Source organism: Oxobacter pfennigii, from assembly GCF_001317355.1.
In the GTDB taxonomy this organism is placed as follows: Bacteria; Bacillota; Clostridia; order Clostridiales; family Oxobacteraceae; genus Oxobacter; species Oxobacter pfennigii.
The window spans coordinates 207535-230871 of sequence record NZ_LKET01000029.1; the positions used below are offsets into that span (position 1 = coordinate 207535).

The following is a 23337-nucleotide window of genomic DNA, read 5'->3' on the forward strand; positions in this document are numbered from 1 at the left end:
AAGGGGATAAAAATGGACGCACAATTGGCAGCGAGCTTTTTAAAGCTTATAATATTTCTCCCGGTAGTTATTTTACTTGCCTATATCAGTTTAAAGCTGGGAGGGCAGAAAATGTTAAACGGGGGAAGCCGGATTATAAAAATTATAGAGAGGGTGCCTATAACAAGTAAAAGCTATCTCTGTGTTGCTGTCATTAACGGTAAGCCTTATATTGTAAGCTCTTCAGAGGAAAAAGTGGAGATACTTATGGAGCTTCCCATGGAGACAATGGAAAAATACAAAAGGGAAGGAAGCTTCAAGGATAATTTTCTTGAAAATTTAAACCTTTTCATCAACAGGAAGGAAAGACCATGAAAAGAAAAGTAATATTCACCACAGCACTTTTTGTTGCATTGATTTGTATGACATATATAGCTTATGCACAGCCTGCTAGGCTCCCTATACCCAATATCGGCATACAAGTCGGACAAGCTGAAAACCCCCAGGATTATGTAGACAGCATAAAGCTTATGATTATCATAACAATCCTGGCTCTGGTGCCGTCCTTTATAGTATTGATGACATCATTTACAAGAATTGTCGTGGTTTTATCCTTTGTAAGAAATGCATTATCAACACAGCAGACTCCTCCAAACCAGGTGCTTATTGGACTTGCCCTGTTTCTTACTCTGTTTATAATGGCTCCTGTTTATACAACTGTTAATGAAGAGGCAATAAAGCCTTATCTGGAAGAGACGATAACGCAGCAGGAAGCCATTGAAATAGGCTCAAAGCCCATACGGGATTTTATGCTCAAACAGACAAGGCAAAAAGACCTGGCATTGTTTATAAGTGCAGCACAATTAGAGCAGCCGGAAGCTGCGGAAGATGTTCCCTTTACAGCTCTTATTCCGGCTTTCGTCATAAGTGAACTTAAAACGGCATTCCAGATTGGATTTTTAATATATATACCTTTTATCGTAATAGATATGATAGTTGCAAGTATACTTATGTCCATGGGTATGTTCATGCTGCCACCCGTTACAATATCACTGCCCTTTAAGCTTTTACTCTTCGTAATGGTGGACGGTTGGTATCTTGTAGTTAAATCCTTGCTGGAAAGTTTTGCTTAAGGAGAGGATAAAATGACGGAAAGCTTTATAGTAGGTGTTGCAAAAGACGCATTATTAAGTGTTATAACCATATCGGGGCCAATCCTCGCCATATCTTTAGGCGTGGGTCTTTTAATAAGCATTTTTCAGGCGACAACCCAGATACAGGAGCAGACTTTAACCTTTGTCCCCAAGATTATTGCGGTTTTTATATCCATAATAATCTTAGGTCCCTGGATGCTTCAAACGTTGGTATCTTTTACTCAGAGGATGTTTGATGCTATACCCTTGATGGTGCGCTGATAATTATGAATATGGATTTTAACCTCTTTGTCGTATTTTTTTTAATATTTATAAGAGTAATAAGCTTCTTAGGAACATCGCCCCTTATGATGATAAAAGGCATTCCAAACATGGTCAAAGCAAATTTAGGCGTATTTATAGCCTTGCTGATTTTTAACTTTGCTCCCTATGACTCAAGCATTATTCCAGAGACTACCTTTGGACTTATAAGCGTGGCGGCAGGTGAGTGCGTTTTAGGCTTATCCATGGGCTATATATCAACGTTGTTTTTAAATGCTGTAATGATGTCGGGACAGCTTATGGATATGCATGTAGGCTTTGGAATGGTAAGTCAGTTTGACCCAATGACTTCAACTGAAGTTTCAATATTAGGAAGCCTTTCAAATTTAATCGGACTTTTAGTGTTTTTAATAATAGACGGTCATCACATAATCATTGAAGCCATAATAGAAAGCTACAATGTGGTGCCTCTTTTGGGAGTAAATATCCCGCCTGAGGCCGGGACTTATGTATTGATGCTTTTTATAAAATTAGTGGCTGTTTCCCTGAAACTGGCAGCTCCAATAATAGTAGTGATATTTATAACCGAAATCGCCATGGGGCTCATTGCGAGAACAGTACCCCAGCTTAATATACTTATGATGGGAATGCCCCTTAAAGTACTCTTAGGATTGTTTGCTTTTTCGGCAGCCATCCCGGGTCTTATTCACATGTATATAAAGGTTTTTGAAGGTATTCCAGGCGATTTGAACAATTTTTTCAGCCTGTTTCCGCTGCTTATTATGTTTGCATCGGAAGAAAAGACCGAAGACCCTACATCAAAGAAAAGGTCCGATGCCAGGAAAAAAGGACAGGTAGCTAAAAGCAGGGAGTTTACTGCTGCCATATCCATGATAGGCATAACCGTTTTAGCTTTTTCACTCAGCAATTACGGTCTCCAGCAAACAAGGCTCTTCCTTACAAGAAGCCTCACCAATGCCGGTAAGATGGAAATGATTGAAGGAGACGTATTTGATACTTTGATTTACTCCGCAATGGAATTTATGAAGATAACCCTACCTGTTTTTGGTGCCGTTATGTTAATAGGTATAATAGCAAATCTGGTCCAAACGGGATTTATATATTCAACAGAACCGTTAAAGCCAAAGCTCAGCAAGCTTAATCCCATTGAAGGATTTAAAAGGATGTTTTCAGGCAAAGCAGTAGTCGAAATGCTTAAGTCTGCCGCCAATATACTTATAATCGGGTATATTATTTATTCCTTTATAAAAGAGGAATTTTATAATATTTTAAAGCTATCGGACATGAGCATTGAAGCTTTGTTTGAAATGCCAAAAAGGCTGGTTCAGTCCGGACTTATAAGAGTTACTTTAGTTGTATGCGTGTTGGCAATAATCGATTTCTTCTATCAAAGATATGCTTATAAAAAAGAACTGAAAATGACCAAGCAGGAAGTAAAAGAAGAATACAAGCAGATGGAAGGAGACCCCCAAATCAGGTCCAGGATAAGGCAAAAGCAAAGGGAAATGGCAATGAGAAGAATGATGCACGAAGTGCCTAAATCCACAGTCATTGTAACAAACCCTACCCATCTTTCCATTGCATTGAAATACGAGCAGGGTAAAGACAGCGCTCCCATGGTAATTGCTAAAGGAGCGGATTTTGTGGCAATAAAAATAAGAGAAATTGCCAAAGAAAACAAAATACCCATTGTCGAAAACAAACCTGTGGCCAGGATGCTGTATGACAAGGTAGAAATAAACGAAAGCATTCCCGTTGAGATGTACCAGGCAGTAGCTGAGATAATGGCTATTGTATACAATTTAAAGAAGAAAATGTGAGGATGAATGCATTGGAAAAGAGCATAGGTTCAATTAAAAATATATTTTTAAGTACAGATACATTAGTCGCCCTTGGTGTAATAGGAATATTGGTATTATTCATAATACCCATGAGCCCTACGGTTCTTAGCCTGCTCTTGGTATTTAATCTTACTATATCCCTTATTATACTTCTTTTAACAATGTTTACAACAGATATACTTCAGTTTTCGGTATTTCCTACCCTCCTTCTTATAACCACTCTTTTCAGATTGGGGCTTAACATATCCTCAACCAGGCTTATACTTACTGAAGGAAATGCAGGAGAAGTAATCGATGCCTTCGGAAACTTCGTTGTAAGAGGGGATTATGTAGTCGGTGTAATTATATTCATCATCATATTCATAATCCAGTTTGTGGTAATTACAAACGGTTCCGGCAGGGTGGCAGAGGTTGCAGCAAGGTTTACATTGGACGCCATGCCCGGAAAGCAGATGAGCATAGATGCCGACCTTAATGCCGGTATAATAAATGAAAAGGAAGCCCAGGAAAGAAGAAGAAATCTTCAGCAGGAAGCAGATTTTTACGGTTCCATGGATGGCGCCAGCAAATTCGTTAAAGGAGATGCTATAGCTGGAATAATAATCACTATTGTAAATATATTAGGCGGGATAATTGTAGGCATGCTGAATATGAACTTAACTGCTATGGAAGCTTTGGAGAAATTCTGCCTTCTAACCATAGGAGACGGCCTTGTAAGCCAGATACCGGCTCTGTTGATTTCAACAGCCGCAGGTATATTGGTTACCAGGAATCTTAATAATAACAGCTTCGGCAAGGAAGTATCCTCTCAGCTTACGGCTTTTCCTAAGGTTATAGGTATTGCCTCGGTAATACTTTTAGGACTGGGGCTTGTGCCCTCACTCCCTAACATACCTTTTTTAATATTGGCAGCTTGTACAGGCTTCTTTGCATATACACTGTATAAGGAAGAGAAGAAAATTAAAATATCCCAAAAGGCTGAGGCAGAAATGGCTGAAATATTGCCTATACAAAAAGAACCTGAGAATATCATGAATTTATTCCAGGTGGATACTTTGGAAATTGAAATAGGCTACGGCCTTATACCACTGACTGATACAAGCTCCGGCGGCGATTTGCTGGACAGAATCGCAGCTGTAAGGCGCCAGTGTGCGACAGAGCTTGGAGTTGTAGTACAGCCTATTAGGATAAGGGACAACCTGCAGTTATCCACTAATGAATATAAATTTAAGATTAAAGGCATTGAAGTGGCAGGAGGAGAAGCGCTGCACAACTATCTTTTAGCTATGGATCCGGCAGGGGCTTCAATTGATATAGAAGGTATAAAAACAAATGAGCCTACCTTCGGACTTCCGGCGGTATGGATAACAAAGGATAAGAAGGACAGGGCAGAAATGAAAGGCTTGACTGTGGTTGACCCTGTTACCGTTCTTATTACCCATTTGACAGAGGTAATAAAGCATCACAGTCACGAACTTTTAGGACGCCAGGAAGTAAAGCTTCTGATAGATACGGTAAGGGAAAGCTATAATGCTGTTGTGGACGAGCTTATACCGGACTTGATGTCTATAGGCGAGGTTCAAAAAGTTCTTCAAAATCTTTTGAAGGAAAGAGTGCCTATAAGAGATATAATAACCATTTTAGAAAGCCTGGCAGACAATGCAAGAAGCACGAAGGATACAGAGGTTTTAACGGAGTATGTAAGGTTTTCACTGGGCAGGGTTATATGCAGGCCTTTTGTTGATGAAACCAATTCAATAAATGTAATTACAATGCATCCAAAGCTTGAGCAGCTTATAAATGATAATATTCATAAATCTTTTCAGGGGTCATTTCCTTCATTGAACCCGGCGGACACTGAAAATATATTTAAAAGCATTAAGAATATAGTTGATTCAAACATGTTTTATAACAATACTCCAATACTTTTGTGTTCTCCCAGGATAAGGCCGGCATTAAGGCGCATGACCGAAATGGTGTTCCCAGAAATACCTGTGCTGTCAATGAATGAAATCCCCGGAAGCATTGGCATTAATTCGGTAGGGGTGGTGAGCCTGGATGATAATTAAAAAATATGTAGCCGACACCATGAATGAAGCATTAAATTTGATTCGATATGAATTAGGCCCCGAAGCAGTCATTGTAAGCAAAAGAAGCATAAGGCAAAAAGGTGTAATGGGTTTGTTTCTGCCAAAAAAACTTGAGGTAACGGCAGCCATTGATGAATCTTCCAAGGAAGATGAAATACCCGAGGAGGAGACTAGGCCTTTTGCAGAAGAACTCTCAAAAGCTGAAATTGAGCAGGAAATAAGCGAAGTTAAAGTAATGCTTCAGCAGCTGGTGGAAAATAAGGAAGAATCTAAAAGCAATAAAAAGAACCGCAAAAATCATGGAATCAAAAGGATTTTATCCGAACGGGATGTCAGCGAAGAAGTTATAGAAGATTTAGTAAATAAAGCAAAGGAAAAAGATAAATACAAGGGTTCATCAAGGCTTCCCGATAAAGCCGTCATTGAGGAAATCGAGGATAGAATAAATGTTGAAAAATTAGGCGAAGGAAGGCTCATGGCCTTTGTCGGTCCTACAGGCGTGGGAAAAACCACAACCATTGCCAAGCTTGCTGCTCTGAAGGCTTTAAGTTCGGGCAAAAAGGTTGGACTTATAACAATTGATACTTATAGAATAGGGGCTGTTGAGCAGCTTAGAATTTATGCGGATATATTAGGGCTGCCTTTTGAGGTAATAAACCATACAAGGGATGTAGAAAAGTCCATTAAAAATCTCTCTGGCTGTGATTATATTTACATCGATACCACAGGAAGAAGCGTCAAGAACTTGATGCAGCTGTCTGAGCTTAGGATGTATCTTGATAAATTAAAGCCTGACAGCATAACATTAGTGGTCAGCATGACCACTAAATACAATGATCTTTTGAAAATACTTGATGGTTTCAGCGCCATGAATTACGACAATATAATTCTCACTAAATTCGATGAAACAACAACCTATGGTTCCATTTTGAATGTAATAAGCAATACAAAGGCTCCTGTATCTTATATAGCAATAGGGCAAAACGTGCCTGACGATATTGAAGAAGCTACAAAAGAAAAGCTCCTTGATCTTATTTTAGGTGAGGGGGCGATGTAATGGACCAGGCTCAAAACCTCAGAAGGCATGTTGCGGAGTATCGAAAAAGGAAAAAGAAAAACAAGCGGGATATCAGGGTTATTACCGTGGCCAGCGGTAAAGGCGGAGTGGGAAAAACCAATTTTTCGGTGAACCTTGCCATAGCATTAAAGGAGCAGGGTAATGATGTAGTAGTTTTGGATGCGGATCTAGGCCTTGCCAACGTTGATGTAATAATAGGCGTTATAGCAAAATCCAATCTTTACGACGTGATTTTCAGCAATAAAGGTATAAATGATATATTGATAAACGGTCCGGGAGGTATAAAGGTTGTTCCGGGAGGCTCAGGAATAGAGAGCTTGGCTGAATTGACAGAATCTCAGAGAAAGATACTATCGGATAAATTCAGCGATCTTAAGGATACGGATATTTTGATAGTGGATACAGGCGCCGGAATATCAAAAAATATATTGGGCTTTATTGCCGTATCCGATGAGGTTATAGTCGTTACAACTCCGGAACCTACGGCAATTACCGACGCATACAGTCTGATGAAGGTAACTTTAAGCCACCTTCCCAAGACCAGGATTAATCTGGTGGTAAACAGGGCTATGACTCCCAAGCAGGGGGAAGTAACCTATCAAAGACTGTCAAGGGCAGTTAAGAATTTTCTTAATAAGGATGTTAATTACTTAGGTTATGTTATAGATGATTTAAAGGTAAGGGCGGCCGTCATGGACCAGATACCTTTCAAGGTGGCCTATCCATCCTGTGATGCCAGCAAATGCCTGAACACAATTGCTGCATCCCTTTTAGGAAACGAGGTTGAGACAAAGAGTACAGGCGGCGGTATAAAAGGTTTTATTAATAAAATTTCCTATCTTTTCAGCAAACTGGACTGATAAATTATTTCGAGAGGAGGGTTTCAAATTGGGTTTATATGCTATGGATTGTGAAAGCAGAGAAGATACAATATTAAGATATCTTCCGCTGGTAAAATTTATTGCAAGCAGGATAGCTATTGGAAAAATGTCGCCTGTGGATTCTGATGACCTTATTAATTATGGTGTCATAGGCCTTATTGATGCAATAGACAAGTTCGACCCCAAAAGGGGAGTAAAATTTGAAACCTATGCCAGTTTAAGAATCAAGGGTGCAATAATCGATGAATTGAGAAAGATAAGCTGGATGCCCAGAAGCGCCATGGGAAAGGTCACAAGGCTTAATGAGGTAAGGGAAGAACTAAAGGAAAAACTGGGCAGAGATCCTAAAAACAGCGAGCTCTCCGAAGCTCTTGACTTACCTATTGAGGATTTGCAAAAGATTGAGGGATATGTGAATTACCTTTCTGTGGTTTCTTTAGATGAGATAATATTCCATTCCGACGATGATGATATATTTTTATCTGCCACAATAGAGGATGTTAAAAGCCCCCGCCCCGAAATGATACTGGAAGACAAAGAAAAAATGCAGCTTTTAAAGAAATCCATTGAAATGCTCAATGAAAAGGATAAACTTGTTTTAAGTCTTTACTATTATGAAAAATTAACACTGAAAGAAATAGGGCAGATAATGAGTATATCCGAATCAAGGGTTTCCCAGCTGCACAGCAGGGTTATATTAAGATTAAGGGACAACCTTAAAAAGCTTAAATATCAGTAGCTATTCGCCTATGTCATATGTTTGGAGGATATATGCAGTATATAGTTTTTGCTGTTGGAATTATATTAATTATAATAGGAGTAAGGGGTTCCCAGAAAAGAAGTGAGCCTGTTGTTGAAAAGGCTGCTGAGGAGCAGGAGATACCAAAGCCGGAGTTTGTCTTTCAGGTATTGGGTTATGAGGAAAAGTTCAAGGAATTCTTGGAGGAAAGCGATATCATGTATAAATTGGACACTTTGGAGGATAAATTGGACTTACTCTGGAGTGAAATAGGAAGGCTAAAGGAAAGCAGGGAAGTAAAAGAAGAAGTTAAAGCAATTGAGGAAACATATACAATTGATCATAAAGAAAACACCCAGCTAAAATTAAACAAGGATGATTTAAAGGACGTAAACAAGCAGGCAGCCCTTTTGAAGGATGAAGGCTTGAGCGTGGAAGAAATTGCAGACAGGCTGGGTATACTGAAGGGGGAGGTATTATTAAGGCTTGGTATGAAAAAATAGTGGCACTTTTTTCGGATAAAAAGGTTATATTAGGAATGGGGATAGGGTTTGTTTTGGCATCCTTGATAATGATGGCTGCACCTAAACCTAAAATATCGGATGATGAACTGATAAGGCTTGCCCGGGAAAAGGGTATGGTTTTTCAGGATGAAATAAAGGCTCTGTATAATAAGTAAATGGAGGTGATTGCATGTTAAGAGGAATATATACCGCGGCAGCCGGTATGAAGAATATTCAGGCAAAGCAGGACGCATCAGCAAACAATATGGCAAATTCAACTACTATAGGATACAAGCAGGACAAGGTGGTTTCAGAATCTTTCTCCCAAGTGATGCTGCAAACCGTACAGGATACAGGAAACGGTATTTTAGAGAGAAAAGATATAGGTCCGCTATCTCTTGGTGTTCACAAAGGTGAAGTATACACGGATTTCAGTCAGGGAAATTTCATGGAGACAGGAAATCCTCTTGATTTGGCGATTGTTGGCCAGGGCTTTTTTGAAGTAAGAAGCTATGATGACATAAATGAGACTGCAAGGTATACAAGGGACGGAAGCTTTATATTGGATGCAGAGGGAAGAATTGTAAACCTTGACGGTGAATTTTTAATGGCGGAAGATTTGGAAACAGGAGAGACAGGTCCTGCTGTTGTTGGCAGTGGACAGGTTACTGTCAATGATAGCGGTATTATAACTGTGGATAATGTGGACAGATACCGAATAATTACTGTTGATTTTGTGGATTATAACAATATAGCAAAAGCAGGCAATAATCTAATCATTACTGGAGATGAGCCTGTGATAGCCGAAGCGCAGAATATTGATATCCGCCAGGGAATTTTAGAGCAGTCCAATGTGGATTTAACCAGCGAAATGACCAATATGATAGTGAATATCAGAAGCTTTCAGGCAAACCAGAGGGTAATTGCATCAATAGACGAGACCTTGAACAAATCTGTAAATGAAGTAGGAGCCTTGAAATAACAGCAAAAAATTATATTTTTCGATTTATTTCATAATTATTGACAACTAAATGTGAGTATGATATATTATATAATTGGTAAATAAATATATGTGTTTTATACACTCTTATCAAGAGAGGTGGAGGGATAGGCCCGATGAAACCCGGCAACCAGCATTTTATGCCAAGGTGCCAATTCCTGCGGATAATTGCCGCGAGATGAGGGTAGGGAAAACCTCTTCGTCTGAAGAGGTATTATTTTTTGTGTAAATGTGTAAAAAAAAATTTTTTTCAGGGAATTCTTATATTGAACAAACTAATGATAAAAGAATAATTTACATATTAAAGAAGCCCCTGTTATCAAAAGGAGGAGTTATAAAATGACTAAAAGACTTTTTACTTCAGAGTCAGTTACAGAAGGACATCCGGATAAAATATGCGATCAGATATCAGATGCAGTTTTAGACGAAATTTTTTCTAAAGACCCTAACGCAAGGGTTGCCTGCGAAACAGCAGTAACCACAGGCTTAGTTTTGGTTATGGGAGAGATATCAACAAACTGCTATGTGGATATACCAAAAGTAGTAAGGCGCACAATCGAGGAAATAGGCTATACCAGGGCTAAATACGGATTTGACTGCGATACCTGTGCGGTATTGACTTCCATTGATGAACAGTCAGCCGATATCGCCCTCGGAGTTGACAAAGCTCTTGAAGCAAAGCATGGAGAGGAATTCGATAAAATAGAAGCCATAGGTGCGGGAGATCAGGGCATGATGTTTGGATTTGCCTGCGCCGAAACACCTGAATTAATGCCCCTTCCCATATCTCTTGCCCACAAGCTTTCAAGAAGGCTTACTGAAGTCAGAAAAAACGGTACTTTGAATTATTTAAGGCCGGACGGAAAGACTCAGGTTACCGTGGAATATGCGGATAATACCCCGGTAAGAGTGGATACAGTTGTTATATCCACACAGCACGGACCGGAAGTCAGTCATGAGCAGATAGAAAAAGATATGATTGAGCATGTAATAAAAGAAATAATTCCTGAAAAATATCTGGATGCAAATACAAGGTATTTCATCAATCCAACAGGAAGGTTTGTTGTAGGAGGGCCTCAGGGCGATTCAGGACTTACAGGAAGAAAGATTATCGTTGACACTTACGGCGGATATGCAAGACACGGCGGCGGTGCATTCTCGGGAAAAGACCCCACGAAGGTAGACCGTTCCGCAGCATATGCGGCAAGATGGGTTGCTAAAAATCTGGTGGCAGCAGGAGTTGCAACAAAACTTGAAATAGAAATTGCTTATGCCATCGGTGTGGCAAGGCCTGTTTCAATAGAAGTTGATACCTCGGGCACAGGTGTCGTTGCAGATGATACTATTGTAAATATAATAAACAAGGTATTTGATTTAAGGCCGGCGGCAATTATAAGGGACCTTGATTTAAGAAGGCCTATATACAAACAAACTGCGGCCTACGGCCACTTCGGAAGAACCGATATTGACCTTCCATGGGAAAAATTGAACAAGGTTGAAGAAATAAAGGCTGAGCTTGCAAAATTAAAATAATTTATTTTAGTGGACTGCTTTAAAAAATATAAAGCAGTCCACTTTCATATTCTATGGCAAACCATGGCATAAATCATAGAATGATATTGATGATTATATTAATGGAGGTTTTCATGTCCCCATATATTTGTCCGGTCTATGTCAACGAAATGACGCGTAAATATAACTGCTGTAAGATGCCATATCCAGTGCCCCGATTTAATTCAGATGAAGTCAAGAAAAGCTTTACAACTGAAGAAGCTGTTGAATTGGCAAGGATGCTGGATATTAACTTCAGTAAATTCGACGTTGAACAGTTCAGAATGGGACTTGATGTAGAGCTTGAACACGGCCGAAGGGATCCTGCAACTAATGTTACAAATGATGATCCGGTTATGACTGCTAAAATAGCACTTGCTCACTTAAATGAATTCTCAGATTATTATAGCAGGCTTAAAAAGATGGAAGACGAGGCAAAACAATATTGGGGAATAAGCGGAAAATAGGTGTTCAGCTGGGTCAAAAGTCCCGGAGATAATTAGAGGCAAACCGTGTAAAATGTTGATTTTACACGGTTTTGCTATATTTTAGGTAAGAAATGGGGTATAATAATCAGCAAGAGTAGTCAACAATGAAATAGATAACATTTGATTCCTTTATTTAATAAATGCGAAGTGATGGTGCAAGCAGCTATGTTTATCTGCAGATCAAGCTGTAAGTATTTTTCCAAAGGTCAGTCTTTCTTGTAGTGTTTGGGGTTAGGAGATTTTACCACAAAAAACTCCAATACGCCACCGCCAAAATTGTTTACATTCATCTTCGTTTGATAAGGGATATTGATTATCTGGCCGCAGGTATATAAATGCTGTTCCTGATCGTTTAACTTTAAAGTCATTTCCCCCCTGATAATGATCATATATACATTTGAATTTGAATAGTGCTCGGGAAGGCCCTCGCCTTCCGGCAAAATCATATGGTTGATCAGTACCGGGTCATCGTCTATTATTTTTTCTATGAGTTTTGTATCGTCTCTTGAAAACCTGTATATATTTTCTAACATGATTGGACTCCTTTCTTTTTCATATTTCTTATAATATACTTGAAACTCAAAAATAAAAAAGTTACCATGGTAACTAATATCGAGGTGAGTTGAAATTATAATAAATACTTATATGTATGCCTTATCGGGCTTTGACCTTTTTAACTGCTTTTCGCAAGCCGAGTTGATTCGGTTATTTCATTCGGACAATTACAGGATAACGCAATATAATAAAGGTCAGGTCATTCATCTCCAAAATGAAATATGCCGTACAATGGATATTGTGCTGAAGGGCAGAGTAGCTGTCCAAAAAATAAATGAAGAAGGAAATATATTAAAAATAAATGTATTTTCAGCCGGAAGCATTTTAGGAGCCAATCTCCTGTTCTCAAACAGAAATTTTTATCCCATGACTGTCATTTCCGAGTCTCAAACAGTATTGCTCCATATATATAAAGAGCTGGTCCTGGAGCTGAGTCAAACGAATGCTCACTTTATGACCGGTTTGATGACAGTGATTTCCGACAGGATACTGCTCCTGACAGACAAAATAGATGCTATTTCTTTAAAGACAGTTAGGCAAAAAATAGTAGACTTTTTGAAATACGAATATTCTATTCAAAAAAGTAATGTTCTTAAATTAACTATATCAAAAAGGGATTTAGCCGAAAGATTTGGTATTCAACGAACATCTCTGAGCAGAGAATTAAATAAAATGAGAAAAGAGGGTTTACTGGAGTATAGCGCAAAAACCATAACGCTTAAACGGATAGATATTGTTAAGTAACAAGCATATGAAGGATTAAAATGTCTGGTATGGGCAGTTTTAGTATTGTATATCTTAAAAAGGACTTTGTGCACGATGGTATTGAATTCCTACTTCTAATTTATTATAATAATATTGTAGGCAAGTATTTTGAATAAAATATTTAATATAATACAAATTTTATTTAAAATTATGCATTTAAAAATATTTATAGTAAAGCAAATTACATTTTAAGAGAAGAGGAGGATACTGATGTTTGATGAAAATAATAACCGCCGTGAATACTTTCGTGTCACATTTCCTAAATCTTTATGTGCTAAAATGTCAGTATTCAAAATAGGCAATAATGTCATCAGTTCAGGCAGCAGCAATGTCTGTATAGGAGATATGAGCGCCGGCGGACTGAAATTCTTCTCTAATATAAATTTACCGGCAAATTCGAATGTAATATTGGAATTTACTATTGCCATGCTTAATGAAATAATCGTACTTCGGGGATATGTAGTGAGGAAAATAGAAGAAGCAAACGGAATAAGGGAATATGGCATTAAGTTCAGTATAGATGAGGACGAGCGGGCTGTTTTGGTCAATGTATTAAACAAGCTTTCGATAAGTATAAGAAGAAATATTTCTTTGGGAAACTCGGAATTTTGTTTGAATGATAGAGCTGAATGCCTTATAAATCATAGATATACCAATAAAGAGCCTGCCATAAACAAGCATTCAAAGAAATAAAAAACGCGGATAAATCAGTTAAAAACTAGCTATCCACGTTTTTCTATATAGCTTAATAAATATTATTCGACAAGTTGTAAAATAGGTTAAACACTTCCTTCAACAAGGCTTTCGGCAGTAGATGCCACTTCCTGGCCTTTTGCAGTGACCTCTTCTATGGTCGATACTATGTTTTCAATTGAATTGCTGACATTGTTCATCTTGTCCTCAACATTAATTGATATAGACAATATCTGTTCCATAAATTTTTGCATTTCTGTTTCATCACTTCTTGTGGAGCCTGCCACTTCTTTTGAACGTTCAGCCAGCTTCCTGACTTCCTCTGCTACAACAGCAAACCCTTTTCCTTTGTCACCAGCCCGGGCGGCTTCGATTGTTGCGTTTAAGGATAATATATTTGTCTGATTCGATATGTCGACAATCTGAGATGAAGCATGAATAAACCTGTCCAATTTATTTTTCATTTCGTTAACGTTGACTTTAAGGTGATTCGTAGTATTCAACACATTTGATACTTCAGATGATATATTCCCTATTTCTGCAGTGTTTATCTCATTTGCCATTGCAACTTCGTTGATTGCCCGGGTAATTTCACCCACCCGACGTTTCAGATATTCTGCTTTTTCTATTCTTTCAGCATTAACCCTGTTTAACTCATCCAGAGCATTTATCTGTTTGCCCATAGCCTTTAATCTGCCTTCTTCAATCTCTATTTCCCGCCTGTTATAATCGATACAATTGGATAGTATATTTAAACCATTATAAATGGCCTGTGCCATTTCCTCGCAGGTATGGTATCCGCAGGCAGAGCAATTAACCTTTTTGGATTCATCCGTTTGTTTATGTAATTTAATAAATACATCATCGAGTTCTTTAGAAGTAGGTTTTTTAATGTCTGCCATAGTTATGGTCTTATGATATTTTCGATAATAATCCTTAATATTGAGAGTTTTGTCAAACATCTCATACAGCCAGTCTATTTTCTTCCTGATAAGTTTCTTGCTTTTTTCTTTTATTTTAGCCTGCTTTAAGGAATTGAATCTATTATCAACATCGTCGACCGAGATATTTTTGTTTGTACCGGTTCCCAGATTGCAGCCATGAGAGCAGTTTAATATATCTACAAGCAAAGGTACTGCTTTTTTGTCTTTTATCCGCAAATAATAATCCTTAAGATAGCTATAAGTGCTGTGTTCTCCTTCTATTTGGCGTACCCAGGCATTTTTAACCTTGGATTCTACATTTTCTCTCAAACCTCCCGGACGGCTGAACAAAAATCCAAGACCGCATCCTATATCTTCAAAATCATGTTCCTTATAATTGTTCAGATTGATTTTTTTCGAAGTCAGATAATCAGTCAGTTTTTTATATGTAACATTGTAGTTTATCATTCCATTTGTATTTATATCGGAGATTTCATCAAGTTTTCCTATACAGGGTGATAAGAAGGCTATCTCATCCTGTATTTTGACATGCTTTTTTAGATAAATTGCGGTACACATCATAGGGCTGTGGATAGGAGCAAGGTAATCAACCAATTCAGGCTGATATTTTTCTATAAAATTGACAATCACAGGACATGGCTGTGCAATAACTGTGGTCAGCTTATTTTCTTTTATAGCTTTCAAATAAGCCCAGGTGCATAAATCAGCGCCGAAAGATACATCATATATTACGTTTACACCAAGGGATTTCAAATAACCAAAGAGGTTTTTATAATTACTGAAGTTTGTTCTGATGGCAGGCGCCGCTATTATTGAAATTTTTTTACCTGCAGCAAGGTCTTTAAAGAATTTTTCTGTACTGTCATTAAAGTCTCTGGCACCGTGGTCGCATACCTCAATGCATTTACCGCAGCGTATACATTTATCTTCGTTTACTTTTACTTTATTGTGCCCGTTGTCTTCATATGCAGTATTTGCACCTAACACAGGGCAGTTACGTATACATTTATTACAGCCCACACATTTATCTTCTTTTAAAAAGATAATGTTACTATTACTGCTCATTTTGAATCCATCCTTTCAAAATAATATATACTATTTCTGTCCCGTATCAATAACGCTATATATTATAATAATACAAAATTGTTATTTTTTCTACATATTGTATTAAATGTGTAAAATATTATTATATACGGATTGGACACAAATGGATGTCTTGGATGGACAAAAGTTTTGCAGCCCTTTTAAGCCGGGGAATTTATTTTTTAACGCCGCCGATTAGAGTAGTTTTTATATTTATGTCATCATCAAAAATAATCAAATCCGCATCATAGCCTTCCTTTAAAAATCCCTTTTTATCGCTCAGCCTGCATATTTTAGCCGGCAGGCCTGAAGCCATATATACCGCCTTTGTTATATCAAGATGGGTATTTTTCACTATGTTTCTGACAGCCTTATCAAGGGTAAGTGTGCTTCCTGCAAGGGTATCGTCTTTTAACCTGGAAACACTTTCTTTTACCATAATTTCCTGGCCTCCTAAAAAATATGTGCCGTCTTCCATGCAGCAAGCCATTGTTGAATCACTTACCAAGGCACAATTTTTATATCCCTTTATCTTTAAGGCAGTTCTTAAGGCAGCGAAGTGGACGTGTACTCCATCAGCTATGAGTTCGGTTGTTATTCCGCTGTCCATTATGGCGCCTATAATACCTGGTTCTCTATGATTGTATGGCCTCATAGCGTTATATAGATGGGTGGAGTGATTGGCTCCTTTTTGTATTGCATTTATGGTCTCATCAAAGCTTGCATCACTGTGACCGATAGAAACTGTTATTCCATGGCCGTTAAGAAATTTTATCAAATCAATTGCCCCGTTGAGTTCAGGAGCAAGGGTTACTCTTTTTATAATGGGAAGACCATCTCCTGCTATATTTAAGAAAAGATCCATATCGGGTTCATGTAAGAAGCTCTCATCCAATGCTCCCTTCATTTTTTTATTAATAAAGGGCCCCTCCAGATGCACTCCTATTATATTTGCCCCTTCAGTACCCTGAATCATTGAAAGACTTACAGCTTTTATCGCCTTTTTTATAGTTTCCCTATCCATGGGAAGGACGGTGGGCATAAAGGAAGTGACGCCGAATGATGTCAGTATTTCTGACATGGAGTTTAGGGCCTCATAGGATGAGTCCATGGTATCATAGCCTCCTATACCATGGATGTGCATATCTATAAAGCCGGGAGAGATATAATTTCCCTCAGCATCAATAACTTCAATGCCCTTAGGTACTGTTTCGTTTATGCTTAATATTTTACTCTTATCAACAATAAGAGCCTTATCTTCGATTATACTTTCTTCGTATATTATTTTTCCATTGACTACCGCCAGCATAATAAAACACCTTCTTTATATCATTACTCTCATTATAATATTTTGATAGGGACTATGCCTATATAAATCAGACTCAATTTCTCTCGGACTTCGATTTCTCAAAATTCTTGGATTATATTTAGTAGGTGACAGTCATCAGTATTTCATTATCCGGATGATCAACAGGAGGGTTTGTAAATGTATAAAAGCCTACAGGAAATAGTAAAAAGGTGCAGGACAAGGGATGATAAGGCAATGGAAGAGCTGATTTTAAGGGTAAAGCCATTAATACTTAAAACAGCAGGCAAAAACGCCAGAAATTGATATGAAAGGGAAGACCTGATTCAGAGTCCAAAGCTCAATCTTTAAAAAGGAGGTGAATTAAATGGCTATAACATCAAACAAGATATCCAGCATGCTTCAGCTTAAGGTAAAGACAGGAACCGACCATGAAGGGAACGACATAACGGCTCTCCAGTCTTACAGAAAAGTTAAAATAGATGCAGCCGAACAAGATGTATATGACGTGGCACAAGTTCTCGGCTCATATCAGACTACCCCGTTGGTTGGAGTTCTTAAGACAGACAGTTTTGAGCTGATAAACGAAGCTTAAGCCTGAACATTATAAATTATAAAAAGGAGGTGAGAGAATGACAGAAAAAACCATAGTTTTTATATTCATGAATCAGTCGGGAAACAATGTCAGGCTGACCATTGAAAACGCACGGGAGGATGTAACCGACGCCGAAGTAAGGACAGGCATGGAAACTATAATAGCCAGAAATATCTTTGAATCCAGCGGAGGCAATCTCATGAGCATTGCCGGAGCCGAGAGAATAACAAGGACAGTTGAGGAATTCGCAGTCAAATAGTCATAGGGATGGCTCAAGCCATCCCTTATATGCAAGAAAGGAGGTTTTGGCGTGCCGGAAATGGTATCTTTGATTTCCAATCTGGGTTTTCCCATAGCAATATCTGTCTTCCTTTTGATCAGAATCGAAGGAAAGATAGAAAAGCTCACATTGAGTATCAACGACCTGTCATCAGTCATCTCAGCTATGAATGCCGCAACAAAAATGTGAGAATCACCTTCTGGGATTCTCACATTTTTGTTGAGCCGGACTTAAATCTCCGTGTAATTAAAGAATAACCTTTATTAATGTAAATTCGTCTTTTCTGCCTTGTACATCTATGGTTCCGCCATGGATATCAACTATACGCTTTACTATGGAAAGTCCAAGTCCATTACCCTCAGTATTTCTTGATTTATCTCCTGTATAAAATTTTTCAGACATTCTTTTTTGTTGTTCCTCCGACATTCCTTTACCATAATCCATAATGGAGAATATAGTTTGGCCGTCTTGCCTTTTCAGCCTGATTTCAATTGCTTCATTCCGATTTGAAAACTTTATTGCATTATCCAAAAGATTAAGCCAGACCTGAAACAGAAGCTGTTCATTGCCGGTATATTTTATCTCTTCTAATTCTATATTCAAATCCATGTTTTTACTGATCCATTTATTTTCACTTAAAAGAATTACCTGACGGATTTGTTCGTCCAATCTAAAGGTGTCTTTTACCTGAGTTATATTCTCATTTTCAATACGGTTCAGCAAGAGTATATTGCCTGAAAGTACGGAGAGGCGCTTTGTTTCTCTTGTTATGATCTCAATATATTCATCGCGCTCTGAATCATTTTTGCAATTCTTTAGGAGCTTTGTGTATCCCTCTATGGATGTAAGGGGGGTTTTAAATTCATGGGATATATCCGAAATAAAGTTGTTGCGCAGCATTTCCGTGCTTGCCAGCTCCTTTGCCATTTTATTAAAATTATCCACCAATTGTCCTATTTCATCTTTGCGTTTTTTCTCAATTTGAACAGAAAAATCTCCACCGGCAATCCTATCGGTAGCCCATGTAAGCTTTTTGATGGGGTCAACAATAAAATGGGCGGCAAACAGCATTACAATTGTACCAAAAAAGATAGAGAGCAAATTGTACATTAAAATAATGTTGCCAAAATCAGAGAAGGGATAGTTTTCATTTAAAGCTGCCGCTATATATATATATCCGAATTTGATGACACTTACAGGGCTTTTGAATTTATATCCGATTTTCCACTTTCCGCTGAAAGTAGTCGGATAATTATTAATTTTACCAAGCTCTTCAGAGGATAATTGGTAGTTAAATGCCAGCTCATTGATATTTTCATAGGATTTCACGGTGATAATTTCCGATGCATAAAGGCCTTCAAGTTCTTTAACTGTTATTCCGCCTTTTTCTAAAACATTCCTGGAAACATTCAGTATTTCAGTAAATGCATTCGAAGTACCCTTTGTCAGGAGCGGATCTATTGTATAACTTCCAAAAATCCGTGCAGCAAAGTTTCCAAGGAAGATGATAAAAAAATAAATCAGGACCAACCGAAGGTAAATGGATCTTTTCAACAGTGTATAACCCCCTTGTATCCGAGTCCTCTGACAGTAATTATTTCAAATTCCGGAAGCTCACCGAATTTTTCCCTTAAGCGTTTAATATGCACATCCACCGTACGTTCGTCTGCCTCACTGTCCATACCCCAGATTTCGTCCATAAGTTCCTGCCGGGTGAATATCTTTTTGGGGTAGGAAAGCAGCTTGTATAACAGGAAAAACTCTTTTTTAGGCAGGATTATTAGTTCGGAGTGGGTTCTTACCTCCAGGCTTTCAAAATCAAGAGTTATCTGCCCTATTCTTATCTGCCGTTCACTGGAGATTTTACTCCTTCTAAGCAGCGCCTTTACACGCAAAATAAGCTCTTCCATGTCTACCGGCTTTGTCATATAATCGTCTGCTCCTGTTTCAAAGCCGGTCTTTTTATCCAGAAATGCATCTTTTGCCGTGACCATAAGTATAGGCATATCAAAATACGCATCACGCAGTTCTTTTGTCAGCTCATAACCGTCCATTTCAGGCATCATTATATCGGCAATAACAAGGTCTGCCTTGGTTATTTTTAATACTTCCAGTGCTTTTTCGCCATTGTCGGCGTGAAGCACATGGTATCCTTCCTGCCGTAAATATATTTCCATCAGTTTTCTTATTTCCTGGTTATCGTCAACCAGAAGAATATTTACCATGTGCTCATCACCTTTCACAATTTTTTCTAAAACCGGTTATTCGTATCTTAATGCGTCAATGGGGTCCAGCCGGGCAGCTCTGTTTGCCGGATAATAGCCAAAGAAAACCCCTATTGCCATTGAGAAGATAACCGTCATAATTATTGTGGGCAAGGAAAAGGATGGATCGGTACCAATGAGAGTACTTCCTATGGTGCCCATAATCAATCCCAAGATTAATCCTATGAGCCCTCCCACAAGTGAAATTATCATGGCTTCGGTTATAAACTGCATACGTATATGGAAGTTTTTTGCCCCCAGTGCCTTTCTGGTGCCAATCTCCCGGGTTCGTTCCGTTACGGATACCAGCATAATATTCATTACACCTATTCCGCCGACTAAGAGGGATATTGCAGCAATAACCGCAATGGCTGTGGACACCGTGGAAAGCATGGAGGAGGCCATCTCAATCTGGCTGGACATGCTTATTACGCTTGCTTCCCATTTCTGGTTTTTATCATAGTATTTCTCAAAAAACTTTTCCATATCATCTGTAAAGCTATCTGCATTAATATTGGATTTGCTCATGACGATTACTCTTGAATAATTTTTTATTGTTTTATCCTGTTTTGCCAGAGTGACAGGGATATATAAATTGGTCTGCATATCCTTTTCGGATACCGACGATGCGCCTAAAAACATGGCAGAGTCCACATGCTTATATACACCTACAACCATATATGTCCTTATTCCGTCAGAGCCGTAGAATTTAATTTCGCTTCCTATGGGATCAATATTGCTTCCGAAGATATTTTTGACAAGCTTATCTGAAATCACGGCTACGCTTTTCCCGCCTGCCATATCCCGGTCATTTATAAACCTGCCGCTAATCAGCTCAATATCGTTGACTGCCATGTAGCCTGGATTGACTCCTGAGACAGCGACATTGGCATAAAGCCTGCCGTCCTTGACCTGTCCTGCTCCTACCGATTCGCTGAAGCTGATTGCAGCTGTCTGCTCCTTAAACCGTTCCTCAAAGGCATCAAGCATTTCCATGGTTATTAAATCTTTATCCTCTGCAATAGCACCCGAACCCATTGCGGCAGGACCTCCGAACTGGTTCTCTTTTTCACGGACATTAACTAAAAAATTATTGGTACCCATACTCTGCATTTCTGAAGTAATATAAGAGGAAAGTGAATCCCCTACGGATATTATTGCAATTACCGATGCTATACCAATAATTATGCCAAGCATGGTAAGAAGTGCACGCATTTTGTTCGCACGCAGGCTTTCTAAAGCCAGCATCATATTTTCTTTAAAAAACATCCTATTCACCTCGGTTTTCGCTTAGGAAACGGGAGTATTCGGTACATCACTTAATATTTTACCATCCCGTATTGTAATAATTCTTTGAGCCATCTGAGCAACTTCCATGCTGTGAGTAATAAGCAAAATAGTTTTCTTTTTTTCTTTATGAACTTTTTTAAATATGTTCATAACCATATCGCCTGTTTTTGAGTCAAGGGCCCCGGTAGGCTCATCCGCAAGTATTATGGAAGGATCGTTAACCAGTGACCGTGCAATAGCGACCCTCTGTTTTTGTCCTCCTGACAGCTCGTTCGGCAGGTGATGGATTCTGTCTCCCATTCCCACAAGCTCAAGCAATTCTTTGGCACGGCGGCTTCGTTCCCTCCCGGATACCCCTGCATATAACATAGGCAATTCAACATTTTTCAAAGCATTCGAACGTCCCATAAGATTAAAGGATTGGAAAACAAACCCTATCTTCTTTCCCCGGATATCCGAAAGCTCATTTTGCGTCATATCATGGACAGGGACACCGTCGATGTAGTACTCCCCGGACGTTGGCCGGTCCAGCGCCCCGACTATATTCATAAAAGTTGATTTGCCGGATCCCGATGCTCCCACAAGGGCGACAAATTCACCATCTTCAATTTTTAAATTTATATTATCCAAGACACAAAGCTCATTGGGAGTGCCTATAAAATAAGATTTATTTAAATTTACTACTTCAATCATTTTTTGTCCTCCTTAAAAGCTATTTGAGAATGTCTTTTGGATTAGCTTGGACGATCATACCGTCTTTTAAATCAGGTGAGCTGATTTCTATATACATATCCGTTTCCATGCCTGTTTCAACCTCAATCTTTCTTGAGGAAATTGAGGACTTGCCGTCCTTTTGCTCCGTTTCAAGTACATATATCCACTGGCTGCCGTCTGTTTCTTCAGATATGGCATCATAGGGTACAGAATAAACATCCTTCTTCTCGTTAAGTTTGATGGTCAACCGGACATTCATACCTATTTTAATGCTTGGATCTTTATCCTTCAATTGAATTTCAGTGTCAAACTCCACATTGGATGAAGAAGCGGTATTCCCTACGGAATCCTTTAATGCTGTAGGTGCAATTTTTGAAACTGTACCCATAAACTGCTTGTCTCCCGTACCGTCGGTTTTTATGACGACCTCTTGCCCAATCTCCACGAGGTTAATATCATATTCCCCTATCTCGGTTGAGACAATAAGGTTGTCCGTGTCTTCTATGACAAACAATAAACCTGCTGCCGAACCGTTTTCCTTTGCATTAACCATAGTAATAGTTCCATCTATAGGCGCAACTATTTTTGAATCATTCAGTGCCTTTCTTTGTTTTTCAAGGGCTACTTTTTGAAGGTCAACATTATTTTTGGCTGTAGTCGTGTTCTCGTTTTTAATATTCTGCAAAGAAGCCTGTGCATTGTCGTAAAAGAGCTGTGCCTTTTTTAAGGCGGATTCCGCCTTTGAAAATTCATCCATGGAACTTGCGCCTGCTTCGTATAGCTCTTTTATTTGGTTAAAGCTTTTCTGAGAATTTTCTAATTCCAAGGACGCTGACTCCAAGTCATTCAATGCATTCTGCAATCTATACTCATTGGATAAGTCATTGTTTATAAGCGATGCTTCTGCATTCTTGATATTTAATTCCGTCTGCTTTATATCAAGCTCAAGGGAAGATGTATCAAGCTGGGCAAGTACATCACCTGCTTTTACCTTATCGCCAACCTCTACATTTACTTTCTTGATAGGATAGTTTGTTACTTTTGAATATACATTTTCATTATTGCTGCTTATAACCCTGCCAGATACAAGCACGGAATCCAAAAGATCGGATTTTTTTAAAGTAAAGGTCTGTATATCTGTTTTACTTTGCGCTTTTGATACCGATAATCTCCAGCCTATAACTGCTGCTATTGCTAAAACTAGTACTGCACTGAATATAAGAACCTTTTTTTTCATATTGGTTTAACCCCTTTTCTTTACT

27 protein-coding genes and 1 riboswitch are annotated in these 23337 nt (G+C 38.6%); of the genes, 19 read left to right on the forward strand and 8 right to left on the reverse strand.

Going from position 1 to position 23337, the window contains the following annotated elements:
• Positions 1 to 12 precede the first annotated feature (12 nt).
• From OXPF_RS08850 to OXPF_RS08905, 13 genes are all read left to right on the forward strand, one after another.
• Positions 13 to 354, forward strand: coding sequence for a flagellar biosynthetic protein FliO (locus OXPF_RS08850; protein WP_054874838.1), 342 nt, complete (start codon positions 13 to 15; stop codon positions 352 to 354).
• Positions 351 to 1112 carry a flagellar type III secretion system pore protein FliP gene (gene fliP, locus OXPF_RS08855; RefSeq protein ID WP_054874839.1) on the forward strand — a complete coding sequence of 254 codons (762 nt, stop codon included), beginning with the start codon at positions 351 to 353 and terminating at the stop codon, positions 1110 to 1112. The genes OXPF_RS08850 and fliP overlap by 4 nt, the downstream gene beginning before the upstream one ends.
• Positions 1113 to 1124: 12 nt before the next feature.
• Positions 1125 to 1394 carry a flagellar biosynthesis protein FliQ gene (gene fliQ / locus OXPF_RS08860; RefSeq protein ID WP_054874840.1) on the forward strand — a complete coding sequence of 90 codons (270 nt, stop codon included), beginning with the start codon at positions 1125 to 1127 and terminating at the stop codon, positions 1392 to 1394.
• A 5-nt stretch (positions 1395 to 1399) separates the two neighbouring features.
• A complete protein-coding gene (gene flhB, locus OXPF_RS08865; RefSeq protein ID WP_054874841.1) occupies positions 1400 to 3235 on the forward strand; it encodes a flagellar biosynthesis protein FlhB in 1836 nt (611 codons plus the stop codon).
• A gap of 2 nt (positions 3236 to 3237) precedes the next feature.
• Positions 3238 to 5325: a flagellar biosynthesis protein FlhA gene (gene flhA / locus OXPF_RS08870; RefSeq protein WP_054874842.1), complete on the forward strand. Its 2088-nt coding sequence runs from the start codon at positions 3238 to 3240 to the stop codon at positions 5323 to 5325.
• On the forward strand, positions 5315 to 6403 hold the full coding sequence (gene flhF / locus OXPF_RS08875) for a flagellar biosynthesis GTPase FlhF (RefSeq protein WP_054874843.1): 1089 nt from the start codon (positions 5315 to 5317) through the stop codon (positions 6401 to 6403). The genes flhA and flhF overlap by 11 nt, the downstream gene beginning before the upstream one ends.
• Positions 6403 to 7284 (forward strand): MinD/ParA family protein, encoded by an 882-nt coding sequence (locus OXPF_RS08880; protein ID WP_054874844.1) that lies wholly within the window; start codon positions 6403 to 6405, stop codon positions 7282 to 7284. The genes flhF and OXPF_RS08880 overlap by 1 nt, the downstream gene beginning before the upstream one ends.
• 43 nt (positions 7285 to 7327) lie before the next feature.
• Complete coding sequence (locus tag OXPF_RS08885) at positions 7328 to 8044, forward strand: FliA/WhiG family RNA polymerase sigma factor (protein WP_054874967.1); 717 nt, start codon at positions 7328 to 7330, stop codon at positions 8042 to 8044.
• 32 nt (positions 8045 to 8076) lie between these two features.
• A complete protein-coding gene (locus OXPF_RS08890) occupies positions 8077 to 8547 on the forward strand; it encodes a hypothetical protein (protein WP_054874845.1) in 471 nt (156 codons plus the stop codon).
• Positions 8547 to 8723 (forward strand): hypothetical protein, encoded by a 177-nt coding sequence (locus OXPF_RS22435; RefSeq protein WP_160317183.1) that lies wholly within the window; start codon positions 8547 to 8549, stop codon positions 8721 to 8723. The genes OXPF_RS08890 and OXPF_RS22435 overlap by 1 nt, the downstream gene beginning before the upstream one ends.
• A gap of 14 nt (positions 8724 to 8737) precedes the next feature.
• Entirely contained in the window at positions 8738 to 9529 is a 792-nt protein-coding gene (locus OXPF_RS08895; protein WP_054874846.1) for a flagellar hook-basal body complex protein, read from the forward strand.
• Between the two features lie 102 nt (positions 9530 to 9631).
• A riboswitch (SAM riboswitch) is annotated at positions 9632 to 9732 on the forward strand.
• A 154-nt stretch (positions 9733 to 9886) separates the two neighbouring features.
• On the forward strand, positions 9887 to 11080 hold the full coding sequence (gene metK, locus OXPF_RS08900; protein WP_054874847.1) for a methionine adenosyltransferase: 1194 nt from the start codon (positions 9887 to 9889) through the stop codon (positions 11078 to 11080).
• Positions 11081 to 11193: 113 nt separating this feature from the next.
• The gene (locus OXPF_RS08905) at positions 11194 to 11565 is read left to right on the forward strand and encodes a DUF5661 family protein (RefSeq protein ID WP_242854366.1); all 372 of its coding nucleotides are present in this window, start codon (positions 11194 to 11196) and stop codon (positions 11563 to 11565) included.
• A 227-nt stretch (positions 11566 to 11792) separates the two neighbouring features.
• Here the strand turns inward: OXPF_RS08905 and OXPF_RS08910 are convergent, their stop codons facing one another.
• On the reverse strand, positions 11793 to 12119 hold the full coding sequence (locus OXPF_RS08910; RefSeq protein WP_054874848.1) for a cupin domain-containing protein: 327 nt from the start codon (positions 12117 to 12119) through the stop codon (positions 11793 to 11795).
• Positions 12120 to 12231: 112 nt separating this feature from the next.
• Between OXPF_RS08910 and OXPF_RS08915 the strand changes: the two genes are divergently transcribed.
• Positions 12232 to 12885, forward strand: a complete 654-nt coding sequence (locus tag OXPF_RS08915) for a Crp/Fnr family transcriptional regulator (RefSeq protein WP_054874849.1) — start codon at positions 12232 to 12234, stop codon at positions 12883 to 12885.
• A 231-nt stretch (positions 12886 to 13116) separates the two neighbouring features.
• Positions 13117 to 13599, forward strand: coding sequence for a PilZ domain-containing protein (locus tag OXPF_RS08920; protein WP_054874850.1), 483 nt, complete (start codon positions 13117 to 13119; stop codon positions 13597 to 13599).
• Positions 13600 to 13685: 86 nt separating this feature from the next.
• Here the strand turns inward: OXPF_RS08920 and OXPF_RS23365 are convergent, their stop codons facing one another.
• Both OXPF_RS23365 and nagA read right to left on the reverse strand, forming a co-directional pair.
• A complete protein-coding gene (locus OXPF_RS23365) occupies positions 13686 to 15608 on the reverse strand; it encodes a [Fe-Fe] hydrogenase large subunit C-terminal domain-containing protein (RefSeq protein ID WP_054874851.1) in 1923 nt (640 codons plus the stop codon).
• Between the two features lie 193 nt (positions 15609 to 15801).
• On the reverse strand, positions 15802 to 16935 hold the full coding sequence (gene nagA / locus OXPF_RS08930) for an N-acetylglucosamine-6-phosphate deacetylase (RefSeq protein WP_054874852.1): 1134 nt from the start codon (positions 16933 to 16935) through the stop codon (positions 15802 to 15804).
• Between the two features lie 177 nt (positions 16936 to 17112).
• On the opposite strand from nagA, the gene OXPF_RS23370 reads away from it, so the two are divergent.
• From OXPF_RS23370 to OXPF_RS21720, 4 genes are all read left to right on the forward strand, one after another.
• Complete coding sequence (locus OXPF_RS23370; protein WP_278308371.1) at positions 17113 to 17238, forward strand: hypothetical protein; 126 nt, start codon at positions 17113 to 17115, stop codon at positions 17236 to 17238.
• A 61-nt stretch (positions 17239 to 17299) separates the two neighbouring features.
• Positions 17300 to 17527: a DUF1659 domain-containing protein gene (locus OXPF_RS08935; protein ID WP_054874853.1), complete on the forward strand. Its 228-nt coding sequence runs from the start codon at positions 17300 to 17302 to the stop codon at positions 17525 to 17527.
• Between the two features lie 37 nt (positions 17528 to 17564).
• Positions 17565 to 17786 (forward strand): DUF2922 domain-containing protein, encoded by a 222-nt coding sequence (locus OXPF_RS08940; protein WP_054874854.1) that lies wholly within the window; start codon positions 17565 to 17567, stop codon positions 17784 to 17786.
• A 60-nt stretch (positions 17787 to 17846) separates the two neighbouring features.
• On the forward strand, positions 17847 to 17996 hold the full coding sequence (locus tag OXPF_RS21720; RefSeq protein ID WP_083479802.1) for a YvrJ family protein: 150 nt from the start codon (positions 17847 to 17849) through the stop codon (positions 17994 to 17996).
• Between the two features lie 57 nt (positions 17997 to 18053).
• Here the strand turns inward: OXPF_RS21720 and OXPF_RS08945 are convergent, their stop codons facing one another.
• The 5 genes from OXPF_RS08945 to OXPF_RS08965 are packed head-to-tail and all read right to left on the reverse strand — an operon-like array spanning position 18054 to position 23312.
• Entirely contained in the window at positions 18054 to 19361 is a 1308-nt protein-coding gene (locus OXPF_RS08945; protein WP_054874855.1) for a sensor histidine kinase, read from the reverse strand.
• Positions 19358 to 20032 carry a response regulator transcription factor gene (locus tag OXPF_RS08950; RefSeq protein WP_054874856.1) on the reverse strand — a complete coding sequence of 225 codons (675 nt, stop codon included), beginning with the start codon at positions 20030 to 20032 and terminating at the stop codon, positions 19358 to 19360. Before OXPF_RS08950 ends, OXPF_RS08945 begins: the two co-directional genes overlap by 4 nt.
• Before the next feature lie 36 nt (positions 20033 to 20068).
• Entirely contained in the window at positions 20069 to 21340 is a 1272-nt protein-coding gene (locus tag OXPF_RS08955) for an ABC transporter permease (protein ID WP_054874857.1), read from the reverse strand.
• 21 nt (positions 21341 to 21361) lie between these two features.
• Positions 21362 to 22054 (reverse strand): ABC transporter ATP-binding protein, encoded by a 693-nt coding sequence (locus tag OXPF_RS08960; RefSeq protein ID WP_054874858.1) that lies wholly within the window; start codon positions 22052 to 22054, stop codon positions 21362 to 21364.
• A gap of 19 nt (positions 22055 to 22073) precedes the next feature.
• Positions 22074 to 23312: an efflux RND transporter periplasmic adaptor subunit gene (locus OXPF_RS08965; RefSeq protein ID WP_054874859.1), complete on the reverse strand. Its 1239-nt coding sequence runs from the start codon at positions 23310 to 23312 to the stop codon at positions 22074 to 22076.
• Positions 23313 to 23337: the final 25 nt, after the last annotated feature.